This is a genomic window from Pseudoalteromonas sp. HL-AS1, assembly GCF_031198785.1.
Taxonomy (GTDB): domain Bacteria; phylum Pseudomonadota; class Gammaproteobacteria; order Enterobacterales; family Alteromonadaceae; genus Pseudoalteromonas; species Pseudoalteromonas distincta.
In genome coordinates this window covers 3,631,100-3,653,964 of record NZ_CP133569.1, presented here as the reverse complement: position 1 = coordinate 3,653,964, position 22,865 = coordinate 3,631,100, and the positions used below count along the sequence as shown (strand labels likewise).

The following is a 22,865-nucleotide window of genomic DNA, read 5'->3' as shown; positions in this document are numbered from 1 at the left end:
ATGTCAGGTTTATTTCGCAAAGAAGCTATTGACCATCAAGGACAAAAACTTGATGGTGAGGTAACAATAGCAACTCATATGTCGTTTACATGGATATTAGGGTTGATTTTAGGGATTGTTATTATTGGCTTCACATACCTTATTTTAGGTGAATATCACCGAAAAGAAGTTGTTTCTGGTTATTTACGACCAACAACCGGTTTATCTAAGGTTTATCCTTTAACAACAGGTGTTGTTGAAGAGATTTTTGTAGAAGAAGGTGAACATGTCATTAAAGGTCAATTGCTAGCGCGGATACGGATGGAAAGGTTACTTTCTTCTGGTAACGATATTAATGATGTAATCGTGAGTGAGTTAACTAAGCAAAAGCAATTCTTAAATGAAAACTTACAAAATCAAAAATTATTAGCTGAAGTGAGTGTTGAAAAATTAGAATCTCAAATAGCGAGCACGACTTTTCAAGTGGAGCAGGCCCAAAAACAGCTGACATTATTAGATAAACGAGTTGTTTTAAGTAAAAAAAGAGTTACTGACACTGAATCGCTTATAGAAAAGCAATTTGCTTCTAACGCCGATTTAGAAACGGTAAAAGATAATTACTTTTCTATTCAGCAACAAGCAGAAGATTTAGAAGCCCAGTTACTTTCACAAAAAGAATTACTAAGTCAGTATCGATTTGAATTAATACAAATGCCGATGAACCAGCAAGAAGTTGAATCGCAAATACGCTCTCAATTAGCTGACATAAATCAGCAAATTAGCCAGGCTGAATCACAAGGAAGTTATGATGTGAGAAGTCAGCGTAGCGGTCGCATCAGTAACTTATTAGTTAAACCTGGGATGATGGCGCAATCAAATTATCCATTAATGGCAGTGTTACCAGAAGACACAAAATTAGAAGCTGTTCTTTTTGTTCCCACAAGAGCATACGGGTTTGTACAAAAAGGACAAAGTACACGCATTCGTTATCAGGCATTTCCGTATCAACGCTTTGGTATTTATGACGGAGTGATAAAAAGTGTTTCTAAATCAATACTTTTACCAAACGAAACGACTTTACCAGTGTCGCTTCAAGAGCCAATGTATCAAGTAGTAGTAGAGTTAACCAATCAAAATGCAAAAGCTTACGGAGCTTCTGTGCCTTTACAAGCAGGCATGTTACTCGAAGCAGACATTATGGTAGACAGTCGCTCTCTGTTCGAGTGGTTATTTGAGCCAATATATAGCATTAAGGGAGCAGTATGATGGAAAACCCAATGCACTTATTAAAATTTAGCGGAGCAAAACGTCTCCCTGTAATTTTACAAACAGAAGCTGCGGAGTGTGGGTTAGCAAGTATAGCAATGGTTGCCGCTTACTATGGTTACAAAACAGACTTAACTAGTTTACGTCAAGAGCATGAAATATCTTTGAAGGGTGCAAACCTTGAAGAGCTAATGCAAATTGCAGATAAATTAAAGTTAAGCACACGAGCACTAAGGTTAGATTTAGAACATTTATCACAGCTTAAAACACCCTGTATTTTACATTGGGATATGAATCACTTTGTGGTTCTGAAAAAGGTAACTAAAAAGTCAATAGAGATACATGATCCAGGTTTAGGCGAGCGAAAATACACAATGGAGGAGTTCTCTAAACATTTTACAGGTGTTGCGTTAGAGCTTAGTCCAACTGAAGAGTTTAAATCTGAAGATTCGCGGGTGAACTTAAAATTATCTGACTTTTGGAGCAAAGTAACCGGCTTAAAGTCAACGCTAGGTAAAGTATTTGTTTTATCACTATTACTGCAAGCATTTGCAATAGCGAGTCCTTATTACATGCAGCTAGTAGTTGATGAGGTTATTTTAAGCTATGACCGAAACTTACTCGCTATTTTAGCTATTGGCTTTGGATTGTTGATGGCAATAGAGATGGTTACAGGAGCTGTACGGAGTGTTTTATTACTGCATTTTGGTAATTTAATGAGTATACAGCTCGGGGCAAACTTATTTCATCATTTAGTCAGACTACCTTTGCAGTATTTTGAAAAGCGACATATTGGTGATGTTGTATCTCGGTTCGGTTCACTGCAACAAGTAAAAGAGCTATTGACTAAAGGTGTGATTGAAGCGGTTATTGATGGTGTTATGGCTATTGCAACGCTCATTATGATTTTTTTATATAGCCCCAAGCTGAGCGTTATTGTGTTAATTGCAATAGCTATTTATGCCGTATTCAGAATTGCAATGTACCGTCCACTTCGCCAAATGTCAGAAGAGGTGATTGTTAATCAGGCAAAAGAGCAATCTAACTTTATGGAAACAGTGAGAGGTATTCAAACCATTAAGCTTTTTGGTCGAGAAGTGCAAAGGCAAAGTGTATGGCACAACAAATACGCGGATAGTTTGAACTCAGGCATACGTGTAGGTCACTTAAACATAGGCTACGAAGCGTTTAATAAAGTTATTTTTGGCCTTGAAAATGTTCTAGTTATTTACTTTGCAGCCATGCTGGTCATGGAAGGTGATTTAACGGTCGGTATGTTGTTTGCCTTTATGGCTTATAAACGCCAATTTGTAGAAAAAATGGCGAGCTTAATCGAAAAAATAATCGAATTTAAAATGCTCAGTCTTCATTTTAACCGCTTAGCAGATATCTCTTTAACAGAGAAAGAGCAAGATATTCAGGGGAAAATGAGCGGTAAAAAAATCAGTGGCGATATAGAGCTTAAAGGCATTAATTACCGATATAACAAAAAAGAAGCACCGGTATTTAAACACCTAGACCTATCAATTAAAGCCGGAGAGTCAGTCGCCATTATTGGCCCGTCGGGTTGCGGTAAAACCACACTTGCAAAGTTAATGCTTGGATTGTTTGAACCCGACGAAGGAAAGATTGAGGTAGACGGTGTTGATATTAGACAGCTAGGACTTGGTCAATATAGAACGCAGATTGCAGCTGTAATGCAGGATGACCAGCTTCTATCAGGGTCAATAGCAGACAATATATCGTTTTTTGACCCAGAGCTCGATATGCAACAAGTTGAATGGGCAGCCAAAATTGCGGCTATAGATAAAGATATTTTACAAATGACAATGGGCTACAACACACTCGTTGGTGACATGGGGGCTGCATTATCGGGCGGACAAATACAGCGTTTATTACTAGCAAGAGCTTTGTACAGAAAACCTAAAATTCTATTTATGGATGAAGCAACAAGTAACTTAGACACAAAGCTAGAGTTTTCAGTAAACGAAGCCGTTAAAAATTTAGATGTGACACGCATTATTATTGCACACAGACCTGAAACAATAGCCAGTGCAGATAGGGTTATAGAGCTGAGGTATGGTGAAGCTGTAGAAGTAGATAAGCCAGATTTAGGTTCAAGAACTAAAAAAATGAAGAAAGCAAGTAGCTTAGACGTTGAAAATGAAGAGTTTATAGATACAAGTTCAGACGGAAGTTTTTTAATAAGTTAATTAATAAAAAAGGAGAAATAAATGAAAGAGTTAAACCTAAATGAAATGATAAATATAAACGGCGGCCGCTTTATTGGCCTTTTTGAAGGGATTTTCCCATTACCAGGAGACAAGTACAAAATATTGCCTTAATAACTCTAAATTTAGGGTTATTAAGTGAAGCGGCATGTCTAAAGCCTTACTTAGATTCAAGAGTTATCGGTGAATATTTTATAAGACAGGAGAGATTAAATGAATGTGCTAAACCATCACGAAGTCATTGAAGTAAATGGTGGCCTTGTACCACTGGTGTATTTCGCAGCGGGTGCTCTATACGGTTACGCAATAGCAAAACATGCATAAGGATAAATTGATAATGACACAGTTAAATAAAGAACAAGTAAACGCAGTAAACGGTGGCCTTGTACCACTGGTGTATTTCGCAGCGGGTTATGCCGTGGGTTTCTACTTAGGTCAAAAATAATTAAAAAGGATATAAAAATGAAAGATTTAAATGACAGTGAAGTACAGGTGGTTAATGGTGGGGTCTTACCTATTCTATTTGTTACTGTGTGGATCGGTGCAGGTTATTACGTAGCTACAAAATAATGTTAAAGGAAGAATAAAATGATTGAATTAAAAAAACATGAATTAGAGCAAGTAGATGGTGGTCTTGTACCACTGGTGTATTTCGCAGCGGGTGCTCTATACGGTTACGCAATAGCAAAACATGCATAAGGATAAATTGATAATGACACAGTTAAATAAAGAACAAGTAAACGCAGTAAACGGTGGCCTTGTACCACTGGTGTATTTCGCAGCGGGTGCTCTATACGGTTACGCAATAGCAAAACATGCATAAGGATAAATTGATAATGACAAAGTTAAATAAAGAACAAGTAAACGCAGTAAATGGTGGCGTCGTAAATGGTGGCTGTATTATCGGGCCTAAAGTTCCAACGATTCCAAAAGTTTTTAAATAGTAGCTACAAAATAATTTTAAAGGAAGAATAAAATGATTGAATTAAAAAACCATGAATTAGAGCAAGTGGATGGCGGTATTGTAGCAGCATTAGTTGTTGGTGCCGGTTTCGGGGTAGGCATGGCATTAGCTTACATGACACGCAAATAATTAGGGAAAAATTATGAATGTATTAAATCAGCACGAAATCAATGAAGTAAATGGTGGCCTAGTAGGTTTGTTCCTAGGAGGTGTTGCGATCGGTCTCACAGTTGGCTCTCGGATCTGGGCTTAATAAAATAAAGGAAGAATAAAATGATTGAATTAAAAAACCATGAATTAGAGCAAGTAGATGGCGGTCTTGTACCTTTAGTTGTAGGTGCTGGCTTCGCGGTAGGCATGGCTCTGGCTTACATTACACGTAAATAAGAAGGAAAAAATTATGAATGTATTAAATCAGCATGAAATCAATGAAGTAAACGGTGGGCTAGTACCTTTGTTCCTAGCAGGTGTTGCGATAGGTGTCACTGTTGGTTCTCGAATCTGGCCTTAATAGTTTAAAGGAAAATAGAATGATTGAATTAAAAAAACATGAATTAGAGCAAGTAGATGGCGGTCTTGTACCTTTAGTTGTAGGTGCTGGCTTCGCTGTAGGCATGGCTCTGGCTTACATTACACGTAAATAAGAAGGAAAAAATTATGAATGTATTAAATCAGCATGAAATCAATGAAGTAAACGGTGGGCTAGTACCTTTGTTCCTAGCAGGTGTTGCGATAGGTGTCACTGTTGGTTCTCGAATCTGGCCTTAATAGTTTAAAGGAAAATAGAATGATTGAATTAAAAAAACATGAATTAGAGCAAGTAGATGGTGGTCTTGTACCTTTAGTTGTAGGTGCTGGCTTCGCTGTAGGTATGGCATTAGCTTACATGACACGTAAATAGTTTAGGCGAAGGGCTATGGTTAAATATTACAATAAACATTATATGATAATTAATTTTTTACTCGCTCTTTATGTAGGGTTTCAGATTGGTTCAAGAATTTGGCCAAATGTATGATATATAATTTGCTGGCTTTTAAAAGGTGCAGCACAAAATAACACTTGAAGGAAAGATAAGATGACAGAAATAAACAACGATGTAAGAGAGCAAGTTGCTGGTGGGGTTGCTTTATTAGTAATTGGTGGCCCTTTGGTAGGCAGTATAGTTCATTATGTAGTTCAAAAATAATATTAACTCTCTTGGCGGAGAAGTAATATTAATTTATTGCGAGAAATAAGATGAATAAGGAGCAGATATGCTCCTTTTTTTTGTTTGCCCAGCGAAGCTGGCAAACCCGATAGGCTGAAAGATGCCTTATCACCCTGACTAAGGGGAAGATAATCTGAATGGCAAGGGCGTCACTGGCCAACGGTGGGGTCTGAAGGAAGCCATAAGAAGTTAGAGGTACACAACTAACCGTAACCTGTTTCGGCAGTATTGGTGGGTCAGCGTGCAAAATAGCGCAACGCCCTATACTTAGTCAGACCAATACTGTGCTTGAGGGTGGGATTTCTAACAGGGAGCCAGTGCAGTAACTGGGGAAGCCTGGCATCTAAACTTAATGAGAGTAAGTGGCCTAAATACAAGGTGAAAGCCAAGATTTAGTGTCGGTGTGAGGTGGCAGATGAACCCGTAGTAGTGAGTAAGGCTAGGCCGATGAAAGCCAGTAATGGTGTGGAGGGGAAAACCAAGCCGACTATCAACAGAATGTTTGATAGGGTCAATTTTAATCAAAAGTTTTAATTGATTGCGAAGGGGGGAAGTATTCTTTAAGTGTATGAAAATCAGGAGTATCGACGTATAGGCTCACATGTATTTCGACGGAAATAGGCAAGAGATGACGGCTAAGCAGGAATGTGGACGCTGAGAACTGAAGGCCGAGCATGGGAGTAATGAGCGACCACTTAGGCAGATTGCCATTCGGCTAGCACACCTAATGTCCTCATGAAGAACACCACTATACATCAATGTGAAACGACAGACATACCGTAAGCAAAGGCAATTGATGACAGTTTACTACAGCTTGTATGGGCAATTATTAGATATTAATAACCTGTACAAGGGATTCAAAAAAGTGAAAGCAGCGAAAGGAGCGGCCGGAATAGATAGGCAGTCCATAGCCGCGTTCGCCTTGAATTTAGAAGAAAACTTGAAACAACTGCAAGGTGAACTGCAAAGCAAGCAGTATCGCGCACAGCCAGTCAAACGGATAGAAATACCGAAAGATGATGGTGGTGTGAGACTGCTGGGAATTCCAACAGTTCGCGACCGCATAGTACAACAAACACTATTGAACATTCTCCAACCGCTCTTCGACATCGACTTTCACCCATCAAGTTATGGGTACAGGCCGAAACGAAGTTGTCATGACGCCATCAGCAAAGCCACGGTATTTATTCGTAAATATCACCGTGAGTGGGTGGTTGATATGGATCTGTCGAAGTGTTTTGACCTACTCGATCACGACTTGATCATAAGCAGCGTCAAACGCAAAGTGACAGACGGTAGCATCTTAAAACTGCTCAAACAGTTTTTAAAAAGCGGAGTAATGATAGGCAATAATTGGGAAGCGAGTGAGCTAGGAAGTCCACAAGGTGGTGTTATCAGTCCATTGTTGGCGAATATCTACCTAGATGCATTTGATCAAGAAATGAAAAAGCGAAATCACAGAATAGTGAGGTACGCCGACGACATATTGATCTTATGCTGCACAGAAAAAGCAGCCAAGAATGCACTCACAGTAGCGACTCAGATACTCGAAAAAGGCTTAAAGTTAACAGTCAACCAAAAGAAAACGCACATAGCGCATAGTAGTGAAGGCGTAAAATTTTTGGGAGTGGAGATAGGCAGTAATTGGACGCGTATCCAAGCCACAAAACTCAAAGGCTTTAAACAAAGAGTAAAACGATTAACAAAGCGAAATAGTGGCATGAACTTAATTGAAGTAATAAAAAGACTCAATCCAGTGGTGCGCGGCTTTGTAAATTATTTCAGTATAGCCAATTGTAAACGAGTGCTAAATTTGTTGGCAAGGTGGGTGAGACGACGATTAAGGGCAATTCAGTTAAGGTTGTGGAAAAACCCAGCGAGGTTGCATAAGCGACTAAAACAATTAGGGAAAAAGCCGCCATTTAAGTTCATCAAAATGAACTCATGGCGAAACTCTCTAAGTCCATTATCGAATGTAGCGATGCCAAACCAATGGTTTGAGGAGCAAGGTTTATATTCAATGGAAAACGTAAGTACAGGATGGCTTGCTCAATCGGCGTTTAGAAAATAAGCCGAAGGGATAGAAGAATACAGGAGCCGTATACGAGGCCCGTACGTACGGTTCTGTGAGAGGGATGAGGCAAAAGCCTCACCCTACTCGATGCTTTAAAAGATGTACTAGCTCAAACAAAAATTAAAACATCGGCTTGAAAAAGTGAGTTCTGAACGCCCTCCTATTATTAGCAGCCAAGCTCATTTCCTTTAGCTGTAGAGTTAGTACTTAACTGCTTCAAACTTAGTCGGTGAAATATTTACGAATAACTCTTAAGGTTATAAATAATTTATATCAAAGTAGATTTTTCAGCGGTTTAACTTTTTATCATTACTGTTTTCAGCTAGGGTGGTGATTGACTGTTTAGTCTCGGTAATTAGTAGAAGGCAGTTTACTTTTCAATATCGATTAGTTCAGCTTAAAGTTATAGTTGGTGAGTGGCCATGATGCCGTGAGTCTAGACTTATTATGATGTGTTGTTTATTAGCTTATTCATTAATTAATAAAAGCACTAAAAATAGCCACGGAACACAATTAGATATAAAAAGTCCCATATATTACTTTTAGTAAATACCGCTCTCCCATTGCGAAAAACTACAATTAGCATTGGAGTAGTAAGTGGATAAATCAAAATCACCTCTATTGCTAGATCACTTGTTTCACTTTGCACTGAGTTGTTTATTTTCGCTTTAAAGAAAAGTGTTTATTGATAACTTTGCGATCTACTCAAAGATTAAACCTCATTACTAACTTTTTCTATGTCTACTTAATTTATAAATAAAAGGTGTCTATATTATTCAGGAAGAGTCTAGTTCCTAAGTTCCTGCAATTACTACCTATAGTCGAAACCACCTTATTATTTCACCAGCTAATTAAAACAATATACAGCGCTTACAAACCGCGTTATTTCATATTTAGAGCATAAAATGAAATTATAATAAAATAACATTTCAACACAATCTCTTGATTTGTATTGGTTTGTTGTTTTTTTTAGGCTTTTGCAATCTTTAAAAAATAAACTCATTATTAATCCCGTCGAAAACATAGAGCGACATGAATTTGAATTATAAACGAGTAATTGGCTGGTTTAATATGCATATTTAAAAGCGTAGTTGTACAGCCAAAGATAACAAAATAGGAATAATAAAATGGCTAAGTACTTCCAATCAGAATATGAATTAGAGCGTTTTTTAGATAAACAAATGGCAGCAGACTGTATTGACAGCTATTTAGATTCAGACGGTGTTATAAGTAATAGCTGTCAAATATTTAATATCGCGGAAAGCGACATAAGTAATTTAGATTATTACACACTTAATTAATAGGATTTATAAATGGCTTATATTGTTATTGGGCAGTTACATGATGAGCATGCCTTGAAAATACTAAATAAATTAAAAGCGAGAAATGTAGATGCATATCTACTGCAAACACATGACTTTCCAAAAAAAATAATGTTTAGTTTTTCACCTAATGATGGCAATGGCAGCTTAACTTTAAGTTGTGGCACGCTTATCAATTTAAGTGATATTAAAGCCGTGTTCTGGCGTAGCTTCTCGGGCGTGTCTGATGAAGAGACTCGAGCCACTTTTATGACTGAGCAGGGTATTGCTGCAAAGGATAGTATGGCCTGCTTAAGGACTTGGTTTTACTTAAAAAATGGCACTAAGTGGGTTAATGGTTGGGAGGCTTTTCAGCATCATCAAGAAAAACCGTATCAGTTACAAAAAATAAAAAATTTGGGCGTTAAAATTCCTCAAACCTATGTTGGTAACAACATAGAAGATATAAAGCTTGCATATAAAAATTTAGAGCAAAGTATTTTTAAACCCGTTTTTGGTGGCGCGCATACTGAAATTTTAACAGAGTCTCACTTAGAGGCTGGAAGAGTTGAAGCAGCGTTGGCTAAATCCCCAATTACAGTACAAGAGTTTATATCCGGCACTAATATACGGACTTATGTAATAGGTGAGCGTGTTATATCAATAGAGCTTAAAAGTGAGTTGGCTGATTTTAGAGTAGATGATGATGCAAAACTGGTAGTGATTGATACACCTGAGCTAATAAAAAACCAAGCTATAGAAATAACAAAAGAGTTATACCTTAATTGGACCGCTATAGACTGGCGTCGGGATAAAGGCGGTGAGTATTATTTTTTAGAGGCAAATCCTTCACCCATGTTTATTGGTTTTGAAAAACAATCAGGCATTTCAATGTCTGATTATATTGTTGATTACATGTTAGAGCATTAATAATTAATAAAACGGAGAACATATATGAAAGAGTTAGGTGTTGTTGAGATGGAAGCCATTACTGGTGGATTAGGTTGGGACGAAAATGGTAATTGGGTAGATTGCTTGCAAGCTATCCGTAAATTTTTCCCTTAATTTTTAAGTAGCTAAACACAAATATTAGTTTTTACTGTTACGTGAATTCTTGGCGGAGTATCACGTAATAAATACGGCAATAATGCCATTAATGAGAGAGTAAATAAGGAAAATAAAATGCATCCATTTTCATTAGAAAAAACACAAGAAGAGCAAGTTGTAGGTGGCGTAGCCTCTAAAGTTACTTATTTTGGCGGTTGTACAGAGGATGGCGGTGGTATCAATCCTACAGACCCAATTACAATGGCAATCCCAGAGGATGGTAACGATCCTCGTCCATTCCCACCAGAAGACTGGATGTAATTAAAAAATTATAGTTTGAGATAGCTTTTAACGTTACGTGAATTCTTGGCGGAGTATCACGTAATAAACACGGCAATAAAGCCATTCACGAGAAAGTAAATAAGGAAAAGAAAATGCATCCATTTTCATTAGAAAAAACACAAAATGAGCAAGTTGTTGGCGGTAAAGGCGACTTCAATGTAACCCTCGCTTTAAAAGAAACCGGTGGCCCATTTGATCCGATCACTATGGCAATCCCAGAGGATGGTAACGATCCTCGCCCATTCCCACCAGAAGTCTGGAAGTAATTAAAAAATATAGTTTGAGATAGCTTTTAACGTTACGTGAATTCTTGGCGGAGTATCACGTAATAAACACGGCAATAATGCCATTAACGAGAAAAGTAAATAAGGAAAAGAAATGCACCCATTTTCATTAGAAAAAACACAAAATGAACAAGTTGTTGGTGGTAAAGGTGACTTCAATGTAACCCTCGCTTTAAAAGAGACCGGTGGCCCATTTGATCCGATCACTATGGCAATCCCAGAGGATGGTAACGATCCTCGTCCATTCCCACCAGAAGACTGGATGTAATCCTCTTTAGGTGCGGGGTCGCATTGCCCCGCAGTATAAGTAAAAGCAAAGATTTACTTTAATAAGCAATTTAAGGCAAAAAAATGATTCAGTTAAAAAATAAAGAAACAATATCTGCTATTTCAGGTGGTGTACGTATGGACGAAAATGGTAATGGTTGTATTCCTCCATTTATTAATTTCCCTCCATTTATTACTAAGCGATAGTATTAAAATCTATAGAGATAGAAAAAGTAGATAATATTTTTGGTGGTGTAAAAATGGTGAAGGTTGTATTTGCATTGTACCTATTATCGTTATTGGCACATCACCACTTTAGGTAATGTGATTAAGTCATAAAATTAGACTGGCTAGCTTTAGTTAACTTTAGAAGGGATAGCAAAAGCCGGCCTATTAACCGCTCTCACTAATAGTGTTGTGTGAGCATGTAACAACTCGATGACTTAACAAAAAAGCAACGAATAAGGAAAATAATAACATGAAAAATTTAAACGTAAATGAAATTCAAGAAGTGAACGGTGGATATTCAACAAAAGAATTAGGTGCAGCCGTTTTCGGGGGAGCATTAGCTGGTGGCGCTTTTGGGGCTGTTGCAGGTGGTGTTGGTGCTGGTCCTGGTGCTCTAGCTGGAGGTCTTTCTGGTGGTATCGGTTATTTGGGTAGAGAAGTATACTTATACTATACAAAATAACTATAACTAGGAAATTGCATAATGACTACTAAAAAAACTGCATGGCTTTTTCTAATAGTAATAACGTTTATTATTGGGATTTCTGCTTCTATTTTAAGTTTTTTAGAAGTAATTATTTTATCTATTTTATTAGGTGGAATGGGAGCTTTTATTTTTCGTATATTCTGGTCCACTAAAAAAGATACATAGTTATTAGATACTTTAAATAGAGCATAAATTTTATGCTCTATTTATTAATATGAGATTAAATATGCATTTCAAAAAAGCAGATGAAAGCTATTATTGCGCTATTGTTGGCTCATCTTAAGCAGATACTGTAGTTGTATAGTTAATTTGGCGACTCATAAAGAGAGAAATGTAAGTTATGTCACTCACCCACCCATGGTTGATTCGGCGCAGCTGGGTTAAATTGACGCGCTAATAAGTTATCCGCAATCCGCGATGTCTAACCGCTTTTAATATGGCTACGCTTGTACCCTATTTGCGCTTTAAGCTTATGTTGTCGCATGATCTTAGCAACACGATTTACGCTGCATTACTCACTGGCTTTACGCAAGTCTGCATGTATCCAAGGACTATCATACGTGCCGCCACTGGCTACACAAAACGCTTTAATGAGCTTCAACAAGTGATTATCTTCAAGCGTTCTATCGCTTATAGGCTTTTTTAACCACGCATAAAAACCACTTCAATGCAGTTTAAAAAGGCGGCACATCCCCGAATAGAAAACTCATCTTGGTGATCTCGAATGAAGCCGTACTTTACTCGGGGTTGCTGGCAAAGTACCTTGCGGCCTTTTTTAAAATGTCCAGTTCCTCCGTGACTCGTTTCAATTGTGCCTCTAATTTAGCGATTTTCAATTTTTCATCGGATGATTGAACGGCTTTAGGTTTACCTGATAATTGGCTCCGCCAGTGATATAACGTTTGCCTTTGCTCATAAAACCCCCCTTATTAGAATTTACAATGTAACTCAATGGTGTCTAGCAAACTATGAGAAGCCCGCTCTGTTTTAATAAGTAACATAAAAAAATGTTTTTATATTTTTATCTATTTTCAAATTATTGTTTTCATCAATCGACTTTTGCTTTTTTACGCAATGTCCTCCTCCGGCTATTAGTGGTGTTATCTCATTCGGTATAAGCTTCATGCCCGACGATAACTTTTTAATTTTCTTTTTATTTAGTTTCATTTTCATCACTTATTTCAATAGAACATGCCTAACTCATTTAATCCTCATAGAAACCATTTTACAACCCCTAGATGTTAATGTTTGTGGCTTTGCGTAAGCGTTCTGTATATTTTGTTTTTTAAGCATTTAAAAATGATGGGTTATTTGTTAACTCTTGGCTTTCTTATGCAGTATCATCATGATAAAAGGCATTCTAATAAAAAATAATAGTAATGGGTTATAGTCTGCAGAGGGTTTGGTTGTTCTGATTGCTTGTTTGTTACTTAAAAATGAAAGGATGTAGTAGTGTCTGAAAAAATAAAAAGTGCTCCGTTTTTTGTTATACGTGTACCACGGTTAAGTAATGAGCTGCTATTACAATTTAATGATGTAAATGCAAATACTAACAAAATACTAGAAAGCTGGTTAGGTATGTACGGTGTTCAAGAGGCGCTTTATCTTGCAAGCCCTTCTTTATTAGAACGCATAAGTCAATGGCGTGAAAAGCCAAACACCAAGCAAGGGAAAAAGATTTCACATGCCTTAATAAAATATATGGTTCGAATGTGCTCAAGGCCAACGCCATTTGGTTTGTTTTCTGGTGTAAACAAAGGTGATATTACTTCGTCTACGGATTTAATTGTTGGAAATTATAAAGAAGATAGCCGTAAAACGCGTTTAGACATGTTTTATTTAAACGCACTAAAAGATTACTTTATTAAAAGTACCCCTCGCTCAAATTCACTCATATATAAGCCAAACCCCTCACATTATTTTATTGCGGATCAATGCCGGTATATAGAAAGTTACCTCTTAGATAATAGTATGCAATATCGATTGAGTGCCATTGAAAGTGATGAGTATTTTAGGTTTGCTCTAAATCGATCTAGCGCCGGTATTAGCTTTAATAGTTTATGTGAGGCCTTTTTTATACAATACAAAGATGCAAATAAAGAGGATGTTGAGTCCTATATTCAAGATTTAATTAATGAAGGGGCGCTAGTAGCCGACATTCCGTTACCGTTAACAGGAGATTCTCCTGACTATGCTTTATTAAAATCAATTCAAAACCTTAATGAAAATTATATTTCAGACAATTTAGCAACTACATTAGTGAAAATAGAGTCTTTAGATGAAGATAAAAAAGGGACTATTGCTCCCTATAAGCAATTACTTTCACATTTAGAAGAACTGCCAATAAAAGTGCAAGAAAACAAGCTGTTTCAAGCTGATGTTTACCGTAATTACAATGCTTGCTATTTAAGTGAAATAGAAGTTAATCGTGTGCAAAAGCAGCTTGAACTGCTGTCTGGTTTAAGTGCGAACGAAACAAGTAACTCTTTATCTCAGTTCATCAATCAATTTCATAATCGTTTTGAAGGACAGTTTGTACCACTAGATGTAATTTTAGATGATGAGACTGGGATTGGGATTTCAAATGAAACTAGCTATGAAACACCTTTGTTAGCAGGGTTGCACCTTGCTCGCGCAGGAAGCATTTTAAATTCAACCGCAAGCATTAGTTTAATAGACTCAATTATTGAAGACGCTATCAGCCTTCCTGCTAATCGTCATAAAAATTGTATCGTACTAACAAGTAAAGAATTGAAAAGTAAAATAGCGAATAAAGATGCTATCAAAAGTTATCCTAGTTCTTTTGCTGCTATGTTAAGTCTTTATGAAGATGATAAAAAAAATCCAGTCTTTAAGTTTAATGGTTGTTATGGGCCATCATCGGCAAATTTATTAGGTCGCTTTTGTCACTTAGATGAAAATTTAAAAAATGCAGTGATAGAGGAGTTAAAACAAGAGCAAGCGCACTCACCCGATGTTATTTTTGCTGAAGTTGTACATATGCCAGAAGGGCGGCCAGGTAATGTTATTGCTCGCCCGCATTTACGAGAATATGAAATCGTATTTATGGCAGATAGCAGCCTAAATAAGGAGTATCAAATACATTTAAGCGATTTATATGTATGGGTTGAAGGCCAGCACGTTAAGCTTTGGAGTAAGAGACTAAATAAACAAATTATTCCGCGTTTGTCATGCGCGCACAACTATTCATCGCATAGCCTTAGTGCTTATAAGTTTTTATGTATGTTACAACACCAAGACGGACGCCCTATTAACTTTTCTATGCCGCAAAGTACATCTAGGCATAGTTTTGTTCCACGAATAATGTTAGATAATTTAGTGCTGAGTGAAAAAACATGGCGCGTTGATAGAAAACACCTACAAGAAGTTTTTATTGATGGCCAACTAGATTTAGATAAGCTTAATACTCTCCTCACTACCTACCAGTTAGATACACAAGTTTGCTATGCAATGTTTGATAATATTTTGCAGTTAGATTTGCGAAACTCTGATATGTTTGAAATTTTACTCGCAGAGACTAAGGGGCAAACTAAGGTTGAGTTGAAGGAGGTTTTATCTTCTAGTTTTTCGTCTCGCGTAAGAGATGAGTTTGGACATCATTATAATAATGAAATAATAGTGCCTTTTAGAAATACGCAAGCAAAAGTACATAAACACTTTGTAGATGAGCCTCTTGCAAATATATCAGCGTTGCCAATTAAACGACGATTTAGTGCAGGCTCTGAGTGGCTTAGTTTAAAAATTTATAGTGGTAACTCTTTAGTTGAGCAACTTTTGAGTGAGAAATTACTTCCACTTATTGAGTCGAATAAAAACTTGTTTAACAAGTGGTTTTTTATTAGATATTCAGATCCAGATTGGCATATTAGAGTTCGTTTTCACGGAGAGCCAAATATATTATGTGGCGAATTATTACCTTTATTAAATAACTTACTTGATCAAATGATCGAAAGCGGAGAGTTACATAAAGTAGAGTTAATGACCTATGAGCGAGAAGTTGAACGCTATGGAGGCCCTGAATCTATAGGTTTAGTTGAATCTTTATTTATGTATGACAGCTCGTTAGTTGCAAAAGCGTGTTTATTAGTAGATGACTACGGTGAAGATATACGTTGGCGTATAGCTCTAAACTATACACATAAGTTGCTTAATCTATTTGATTACAGCGACGCTGAGCGGTTAAATCTAATCAGCCATTTACGAGATGGTTTTGGTAATGAGTTTAATGAAAACAGTATTTTACGTAAGCAATTAGGTAACCGTTTTCGAGAGTACCAAGCGCAGTTAGATGATGATTTCAATAAACTAAACATTGCTGCTACAGATGAACTGGACGAAATTCAAACGTTTATTTCTAAGTTATTTAAAGAATGGATGAGTGATGCTGAGCCAGTAGTTAAAGTTTTAGTTAAGCTCATTAAAGAAAATAAACTTAACTGCACTCGAGATTCACTTTTAAGCTCTCTTTTACATATGCACAATAACCGAATGTTTAAAGCATATGGTAGAGAGCAAGAGTTTGTAATACATGACTTGTTAAGGCGAAAATACTTTTCGATGAGTAAAGTTAAATAAAAAGGCGCGTTTAAAGAATTAATACCTTTAAACGCGCTTATATATTCCTTAAATCCCCGCTACAATAACCCTATTCTATTAGGTGTTACTTTGCTTAAGTTAGGATTCAGTAGTCATTGCTTAGCCTACTGAGTATTTGCACATGATGTGACTTACGTAATCTACTTTGCAGCACACTTATTCTATTAAGCTAAAACAACGGAAAAAGGAAATTGTTTTAATGGCTCTAACAACGGTTATTCTTGCAGCGGGTAAAGGTACCCGTATGCGTTCTGCTCTTCCTAAGGTACTGCATAAAGTGGCAGGTAAACCTATGGTGCAACATGTTATCGATAATGCCAATGCGCTAGGTGCAACCTCTACTAACTTAGTTTATGGTCACGGCGGCGAACTATTACAACAACAATTAGCCGATAATAACGTAAACTGGGTGCTGCAAGCTGAACAGCTAGGTACAGGCCACGCAGTGGCACAAGCTAACCCACATATAAATGACGACGACACCGTACTGGTTTTATACGGTGACGTACCTTTAACAAAGCAATCTACACTTGAACGCTTATTAGCAGCGACACCTAAAAATGGTTTAGCAGTATTAACCGTTAATTTAGCAAATCCAAATGGTTATGGGCGTATGCTACGTGTTGATGGCAAGCTAGTGGGTATTGTTGAACAAAAAGATGCCAATGCAGAGCAGTTACTTATTAACGAAGTAAACACCGGTATTATGGCGCTTAATGGCAAGCTTTTAAAAACATGGTTAGGTAATTTATCTAACAATAATGCTCAAGGCGAATACTACCTAACAGATATAGTCGCTATGGCGCACAGTGAAGGCGTAGAAATTACATCAGCACAGCCTGATCATCCAATGGAAGTTGAAGGTGCAAATAACCGCGTACAACTTGCAGGATTAGAGCGTGCTTACCAAGCATGGCAAGCAGAAGACTTGATGTTAAATGGAGCCACCCTTGCTGACCCTGCACGTATTGACGTACGTGGCGATGTTAAAACAGGTGAAGACGTCCTTATCGATATCAACGTTATTTTTGAAGGTACAGTAACCTTAGGTAATAACGTACAAATTGGCCCTAACTGCGTACTTAAAAACTGTAGCATCGGCGATAACGTTATTATTAAAGCTAATACACTAATTGAAGATGCATCAGTTGCAGCTCAATGTACACTCGGTCCATACGCCCGCCTTCGCCCAGGCGCTGTAATGGAAGAAGACTCACACATTGGTAACTTTGTTGAGATGAAAAAAACCCGTTTAGGTAAAGGCTCTAAAGCCAACCACTTAAGTTATTTAGGTGATGCTGAAATTGGCGAAAAAGTGAATATTGGCGCTGGCACTATTACCTGTAACTACGATGGTGTTAACAAAGCAAAAACTATTATTGGCGATAATGCCTTTATTGGTTCTAATTCATCACTCGTTGCTCCAGTAAATATAGGTGCAACTGCAACAATTGGTGCAGGCTCTGTGATCACCAGTACCGTTGAAGATGATCAATTAGCAATAGCACGCTCTAAACAGCGTAATTTAACAGGTTGGAAACGCCCAGTTAAAAAATAACAATAGAGGCTACTTAGGTAGCCTTTTTTATTTTAGCTGAAGTTTAAATTGCTCACTATTGCCATACTATTTACAAGCTATTACTTAACTGGCGATTCAATTAGAGAGACTAACGGCTTAATACTGCTACTCGCAGGATACATATTTGCTAAAAACACTTACTTTTGGAACTGCTTAAATAAAAAATTAGTATTACTAGCTTTGAGTTTTGCGGTTTTGTTTGTACTTATAATATTGAGTTATCAGAAGGTGTTTACTCTTCCTCATTTTATTTTAAGCGCTAGCTACAATATTCAACGTGTTGTAGGTGTATTTTTTGTACTTGCGCTCGCTCACCGATTTTTAAATTTTAATACTTACTATTTAAAACAGCTCAATGTATGGGTGTTTCCCTTTTATTTATTGCATCAAAGCATTTTGATTATTTTGTGTTTTTTACTACAGCCTTTAAGTTTAGGGCCTGTTGCTGAACCATTCATCATTATTACAGGGACTTGGTCTTTTTGCGGTGTTATTACATGGGGTATTACACGTATTGATGTACTTAGACCTTTGCTAGGGGTTGCAATTAAACGAGATTATTCCCCGACTGTAAAAATACTTGGCTATACGGCCGCTTTAATTTTAATAACTCCGCTAGCGTATAAGCTAATTACTTAGGCTAAGGGGCTGTATTAAAATTGCCATAATCTTGTCATGCCTGTGTGTTGATATTTAGAAAATACAATACTAAGGAAAATCACATGTTTAAAAAATCAATTATTGCGCTGTCACTTATATCTGTTCTTACTGGTTGCTCACTTGATGGTGACGATGGCCAAAACGGCTTTCAAGGATTACAGGGAGAACAAGGCACAACTGGAACTAATGGGATAAATGGTGTAAATGCTAATTCAGTATTAAATATTAGCCTCGTAGGAAGAGGAGTATTAAATGCACAAAGTCCAGAAGGTGCCGCTGAAATAGTTGCTTACCAAGCATCTAAAAAATGGATTTACGCTATTAACAGTTCAGGCGATGACGTTGTTATTAATATTTTACCCGCCGATACCTTTGATACTGCCGCACTCGTTAAAGATAACGAAGGGGTTATCAGCGCCACAAATTTAACGTCCGTTATTACGTTGTCTTTAAAAGAGCATACCCAAGGCGATGCAAACAGCATTGCTATTGATGAAAATAACAACCTACTTGCAGTGGCAATGGCTGCTGAAAGCACGGGTGATGCAGGTCAAATTGCTTTTTACGATATAAGCGGCGACTTACCTGTATTTATTAAAAATGTTACAGTCGGATTTTTACCAGACATGGTGACGTTCACCCATGATGGCGCAAAGGCAGTGGTTGCTAACGAAGGTGAACCAAGTGGCGACTACAGCGTAGATCCTGAAGGTTCTATTAGTATTATCGATATAACAAATAATGTAATAGCCGATACAGCAATAAATATTGATTTTAAAGCCTATAACAACAAACAAGCCGAACTAGAAGCGCAAGGGGTCGTTTTTGCAAACCCAAATGGTCGTACTATTAACGGTAATCTAATAAATACTACAGTAGCTATGGATTTAGAACCCGAGTACGTTAGCATTTCTAAAGATAACAAATATGCTTATGTATCTATTCAAGAAAACAATGCACTTGCAATAGTTAACCTACAAGACAACAGCCTTGAGCTAAAGGGCTTAGGCTTTAAAGATTGGTCAAGCTTACAACTTGATGCCTCAGATAAAGATGGCGGCGTTAATTTTAAATCATACCCAGGGCTCTATGGTATGTACCAGCCCGATACTATCTCAAGCTTTAGTTGGAAAGGCGCTAACTTTATAGTCACTGCCAACGAAGGTGACGCAAGAGAATACTTTTTTGATACAACGGATGAATCAGACTGTATAGCAAAGGGCGGTCTTGATTACGATAAAGACGATGGCTGCTTAGCTTATATAGATGAAAGCCGCGTTGAAGACTTAACGCTTGCAGCTAATTTTGATTACTTAAATAATGACGATGATGATATTGGTCGCTTAAAAGTAACAACAATAAAAGGCGATACTAATAACGATGGCCAATACGAATCGCTTTATGCTTATGGTGCACGTTCGTTTACCATTTGGGACAGCAATGGGCTGGTGGTGTTTGATTCAGGCGATGATATAGGTCGTATTACTGCATCGGTTCATGGTGAAGCATTTAACAACAATGAAGATGAAAACAAAGGTGACTCACGTTCAGATGATAAAGGCGCAGAGCCAGAAGCGCTGACTATTGGTAAAATTGACGATCGTACATTTGCTTTTATAGGTTTAGAACGTATGGGCGGTATTATGGTTTACGACATTACTAATCCATACAATGTGCAGTTTGAAGACTACTTCTACAATAGAGGCTTAATTAAAGGAGCTACTATTACAGGCGATTTAGCACCTGAAGGAATGGTATTCGTTCCAGCAGAGCAAAGTGCGACAGGAAACCCACTCTTAATCGTTGGAAATGAAATATCAGGCTCCATTGCCGTATGGGAAATAGCATCTAAATAAACCTTTAATTTAAAATAAAGCTGTGTGTTGTTTGTTTAACATACAGCTTAGTTTAAACCTTACTATACATCATCAATAGATACATATGTTGTGCGTGTTTTTTAAACTAAAAGTATCCTGTAGCCCTTTATTTGTATAGCTTTCATACTAAATTCATTTAATTGTCAAAAAGCTGAAATAAAACATTGACCCCCGCTCGAATCTCCCTATAATGCGACCCCACTGAGACGGGATATGGCGACGCGCAGCGGACGAAGCATAGCGAGGCACGAACTACTCAGAGAGTTAAATAAAACTTCGGTTTTAAATCTTCTAAAAAGAAATTTTAAAACAAAGTGTTGACTCGAAAAATAAAGGGTGTATTATTCGCATCCCTTGAGTCGCTAAAGCGACTCAAGCGTTCTTTAACAATATAAAGCAATCATCTGTGTGGGCACTCGTACAGATTGAGTTCTAACAGCCAACCTACTTAGGTAGCGAGGCAAACAAATTAGAGTCTCAATTGAAACTGAGTGACCATATGTTATTAAAAGATTCAGCCTTGAGCTGTTTTGATTTCACTTTTTTAAAAGTGAAAGTAATAACGCACAGTCAATTCGTTTTTGGCAACAAAAACAAAAATTCAGAATTCATTGAGCTGTCGAAAGACATAAAACTTTTTAATTGAAGAGTTTGATCATGGCTCAGATTGAACGCTGGCGGCAGGCCTAACACATGCAAGTCGAGCGGTAACAGAGAGTAGCTTGCTACTTTGCTGACGAGCGGCGGACGGGTGAGTAATGCTTGGGAACATGCCTTGAGGTGGGGGACAACAGTTGGAAACGACTGCTAATACCGCATAATGTCTACGGACCAAAGGGGGCTTCGGCTCTCGCCTTTAGATTGGCCCAAGTGGGATTAGCTAGTTGGTGAGGTAATGGCTCACCAAGGCGACGATCCCTAGCTGGTTTGAGAGGATGATCAGCCACACTGGGACTGAGACACGGCCCAGACTCCTACGGGAGGCAGCAGTGGGGAATATTGCACAATGGGCGCAAGCCTGATGCAGCCATGCCGCGTGTGTGAAGAAGGCCTTCGGGTTGTAAAGCACTTTCAGTCAGGAGGAAAGCGTGGTGGTTAATACCCATCATGTGTGACGTTACTGACAGAAGAAGCACCGGCTAACTCCGTGCCAGCAGCCGCGGTAATACGGAGGGTGCGAGCGTTAATCGGAATTACTGGGCGTAAAGCGTACGCAGGCGGTTTGTTAAGCGAGATGTGAAAGCCCCGGGCTCAACCTGGGAACTGCATTTCGAACTGGCAAACTAGAGTGTGATAGAGGGTGGTAGAATTTCAGGTGTAGCGGTGAAATGCGTAGAGATCTGAAGGAATACCGATGGCGAAGGCAGCCACCTGGGTCAACACTGACGCTCATGTACGAAAGCGTGGGGAGCAAACGGGATTAGATACCCCGGTAGTCCACGCCGTAAACGATGTCTACTAGAAGCTCGGAGCCTCGGTTCTGTTTTTCAAAGCTAACGCATTAAGTAGACCGCCTGGGGAGTACGGCCGCAAGGTTAAAACTCAAATGAATTGACGGGGGCCCGCACAAGCGGTGGAGCATGTGGTTTAATTCGATGCAACGCGAAGAACCTTACCTACACTTGACATACAGAGAACTTACCAGAGATGGTTTGGTGCCTTCGGGAACTCTGATACAGGTGCTGCATGGCTGTCGTCAGCTCGTGTTGTGAGATGTTGGGTTAAGTCCCGCAACGAGCGCAACCCCTATCCTTAGTTGCTAGCAGGTAATGCTGAGAACTCTAAGGAGACTGCCGGTGATAAACCGGAGGAAGGTGGGGACGACGTCAAGTCATCATGGCCCTTACGTGTAGGGCTACACACGTGCTACAATGGCGCATACAGAGTGCTGCGAACTCGCGAGAGTAAGCGAATCACTTAAAGTGCGTCGTAGTCCGGATTGGAGTCTGCAACTCGACTCCATGAAGTCGGAATCGCTAGTAATCGCGTATCAGAATGACGCGGTGAATACGTTCCCGGGCCTTGTACACACCGCCCGTCACACCATGGGAGTGGGTTGCTCCAGAAGTAGATAGTCTAACCCTCGGGAGGACGTTTACCACGGAGTGATTCATGACTGGGGTGAAGTCGTAACAAGGTAGCCCTAGGGGAACCTGGGGCTGGATCACCTCCTTATACGATTTAGAACTTATTTGTTCGTAGTGTCCACACAGATGATTGTTAATTAGTGCGTGTCCTTCGGGATAACTAATTAATATGCTCTTTAAAAATTTGGAAAAGCTGATAATAAAATTCTGATAGATACATTGTATTTATCAAGAGTTTTCAAAAGTAAAAAAAGAATGGTAGCAGTACCATTCAGTGCCATTTAATTAACGTTTTACGTTGATTGATTGGTATCTACTTTAGTATTCAATATTAACTTCTGGCGAAGTTAAACTGTCACGAAACAAAG

The 22,865-nt window shown here is 38.3% G+C and carries 23 protein-coding genes and 1 rRNA gene; 23 read left to right on the top strand and 1 reads right to left on the bottom strand.

Annotated features, from left to right (window positions below; genetic code table 11):
- From RB214_RS16900 to RB214_RS16825, 18 genes are all read left to right on the top strand, one after another.
- Positions 1–1,245, top strand: coding sequence for an HlyD family efflux transporter periplasmic adaptor subunit (locus RB214_RS16900; RefSeq protein WP_309167875.1), 1,245 nt, complete (start codon positions 1–3; stop codon positions 1,243–1,245).
- The gene (locus RB214_RS16895; protein ID WP_309169044.1) at positions 1,245–3,458 is read left to right on the top strand and encodes a peptidase domain-containing ABC transporter; all 2,214 of its coding nucleotides are present in this window, start codon (positions 1,245–1,247) and stop codon (positions 3,456–3,458) included. Before RB214_RS16900 ends, RB214_RS16895 begins: the two co-directional genes overlap by 1 nt.
- Positions 3,459–4,064: 606 nt before the next feature.
- On the top strand, positions 4,065–4,175 hold the full coding sequence (locus RB214_RS16890) for a class IIb bacteriocin, lactobin A/cerein 7B family (protein ID WP_309167874.1): 111 nt from the start codon (positions 4,065–4,067) through the stop codon (positions 4,173–4,175).
- Positions 4,176–4,452: 277 nt separating this feature from the next.
- Entirely contained in the window at positions 4,453–4,569 is a 117-nt protein-coding gene (locus RB214_RS16885; protein ID WP_309167873.1) for a class IIb bacteriocin, lactobin A/cerein 7B family, read from the top strand.
- Between the two features lie 144 nt (positions 4,570–4,713).
- Positions 4,714–4,827: a class IIb bacteriocin, lactobin A/cerein 7B family gene (locus RB214_RS16880; protein ID WP_309167872.1), complete on the top strand. Its 114-nt coding sequence runs from the start codon at positions 4,714–4,716 to the stop codon at positions 4,825–4,827.
- A gap of 13 nt (positions 4,828–4,840) precedes the next feature.
- Complete coding sequence (locus RB214_RS20495) at positions 4,841–4,951, top strand: class IIb bacteriocin, lactobin A/cerein 7B family (protein ID WP_375144331.1); 111 nt, start codon at positions 4,841–4,843, stop codon at positions 4,949–4,951.
- Between the two features lie 19 nt (positions 4,952–4,970).
- Entirely contained in the window at positions 4,971–5,084 is a 114-nt protein-coding gene (locus RB214_RS16875) for a class IIb bacteriocin, lactobin A/cerein 7B family (protein ID WP_309167871.1), read from the top strand.
- 13 nt (positions 5,085–5,097) lie between these two features.
- A complete protein-coding gene (locus RB214_RS20490) occupies positions 5,098–5,208 on the top strand; it encodes a class IIb bacteriocin, lactobin A/cerein 7B family (protein ID WP_375144331.1) in 111 nt (36 codons plus the stop codon).
- Positions 5,209–5,227: 19 nt separating this feature from the next.
- Positions 5,228–5,341, top strand: a complete 114-nt coding sequence (locus tag RB214_RS16870) for a class IIb bacteriocin, lactobin A/cerein 7B family (RefSeq protein ID WP_138609695.1) — start codon at positions 5,228–5,230, stop codon at positions 5,339–5,341.
- Positions 5,342–6,443: 1,102 nt separating this feature from the next.
- Positions 6,444–7,718, top strand: a complete 1,275-nt coding sequence (gene ltrA / locus RB214_RS16865; RefSeq protein WP_294118655.1) for a group II intron reverse transcriptase/maturase — start codon at positions 6,444–6,446, stop codon at positions 7,716–7,718.
- Positions 7,719–8,848: 1,130 nt separating this feature from the next.
- Complete coding sequence (locus RB214_RS16860) at positions 8,849–9,022, top strand: hypothetical protein (RefSeq protein ID WP_171039663.1); 174 nt, start codon at positions 8,849–8,851, stop codon at positions 9,020–9,022.
- Positions 9,023–9,034: 12 nt separating this feature from the next.
- The gene (locus RB214_RS16855; protein ID WP_309167870.1) at positions 9,035–9,952 is read left to right on the top strand and encodes a hypothetical protein; all 918 of its coding nucleotides are present in this window, start codon (positions 9,035–9,037) and stop codon (positions 9,950–9,952) included.
- Between the two features lie 252 nt (positions 9,953–10,204).
- On the top strand, positions 10,205–10,390 hold the full coding sequence (locus tag RB214_RS16850; protein WP_309167869.1) for a hypothetical protein: 186 nt from the start codon (positions 10,205–10,207) through the stop codon (positions 10,388–10,390).
- 113 nt (positions 10,391–10,503) lie between these two features.
- Complete coding sequence (locus RB214_RS16845; RefSeq protein WP_309167868.1) at positions 10,504–10,677, top strand: hypothetical protein; 174 nt, start codon at positions 10,504–10,506, stop codon at positions 10,675–10,677.
- Between the two features lie 112 nt (positions 10,678–10,789).
- Complete coding sequence (locus tag RB214_RS16840; RefSeq protein ID WP_171039665.1) at positions 10,790–10,963, top strand: hypothetical protein; 174 nt, start codon at positions 10,790–10,792, stop codon at positions 10,961–10,963.
- A gap of 83 nt (positions 10,964–11,046) precedes the next feature.
- Positions 11,047–11,169: a hypothetical protein gene (locus tag RB214_RS16835; RefSeq protein ID WP_283235055.1), complete on the top strand. Its 123-nt coding sequence runs from the start codon at positions 11,047–11,049 to the stop codon at positions 11,167–11,169.
- A 271-nt stretch (positions 11,170–11,440) separates the two neighbouring features.
- A complete protein-coding gene (locus RB214_RS16830) occupies positions 11,441–11,653 on the top strand; it encodes a Blp family class II bacteriocin (RefSeq protein ID WP_309167867.1) in 213 nt (70 codons plus the stop codon).
- Positions 11,654–11,674: 21 nt separating this feature from the next.
- A complete protein-coding gene (locus RB214_RS16825; RefSeq protein ID WP_309167866.1) occupies positions 11,675–11,842 on the top strand; it encodes a hypothetical protein in 168 nt (55 codons plus the stop codon).
- An 822-nt stretch (positions 11,843–12,664) separates the two neighbouring features.
- Here RB214_RS16825 and RB214_RS16820 read toward each other — a convergent pair.
- A complete protein-coding gene (locus RB214_RS16820) occupies positions 12,665–12,844 on the bottom strand; it encodes a hypothetical protein (protein WP_309167865.1) in 180 nt (59 codons plus the stop codon).
- A 285-nt stretch (positions 12,845–13,129) separates the two neighbouring features.
- Between RB214_RS16820 and RB214_RS16815 the strand changes: the two genes are divergently transcribed.
- The 5 genes from RB214_RS16815 to RB214_RS16795 all read left to right on the top strand — a co-directional run bounded on the left by RB214_RS16815 (position 13,130) and on the right by RB214_RS16795 (position 22,585).
- Positions 13,130–16,273 (top strand): lantibiotic dehydratase, encoded by a 3,144-nt coding sequence (locus RB214_RS16815; protein WP_309167864.1) that lies wholly within the window; start codon positions 13,130–13,132, stop codon positions 16,271–16,273.
- Between the two features lie 220 nt (positions 16,274–16,493).
- Positions 16,494–17,852 carry a bifunctional UDP-N-acetylglucosamine diphosphorylase/glucosamine-1-phosphate N-acetyltransferase GlmU gene (gene glmU, locus RB214_RS16810; protein WP_309167863.1) on the top strand — a complete coding sequence of 453 codons (1,359 nt, stop codon included), beginning with the start codon at positions 16,494–16,496 and terminating at the stop codon, positions 17,850–17,852.
- A gap of 48 nt (positions 17,853–17,900) precedes the next feature.
- A complete protein-coding gene (locus RB214_RS16805; protein ID WP_309167862.1) occupies positions 17,901–18,512 on the top strand; it encodes a hypothetical protein in 612 nt (203 codons plus the stop codon).
- A gap of 83 nt (positions 18,513–18,595) precedes the next feature.
- Complete coding sequence (locus RB214_RS16800; RefSeq protein WP_309167861.1) at positions 18,596–20,389, top strand: choice-of-anchor I family protein; 1,794 nt, start codon at positions 18,596–18,598, stop codon at positions 20,387–20,389.
- A gap of 660 nt (positions 20,390–21,049) precedes the next feature.
- A 16S ribosomal RNA gene (locus tag RB214_RS16795) occupies positions 21,050–22,585 on the top strand.
- The last annotated feature ends 280 nt before the right edge of the window (positions 22,586–22,865 follow it).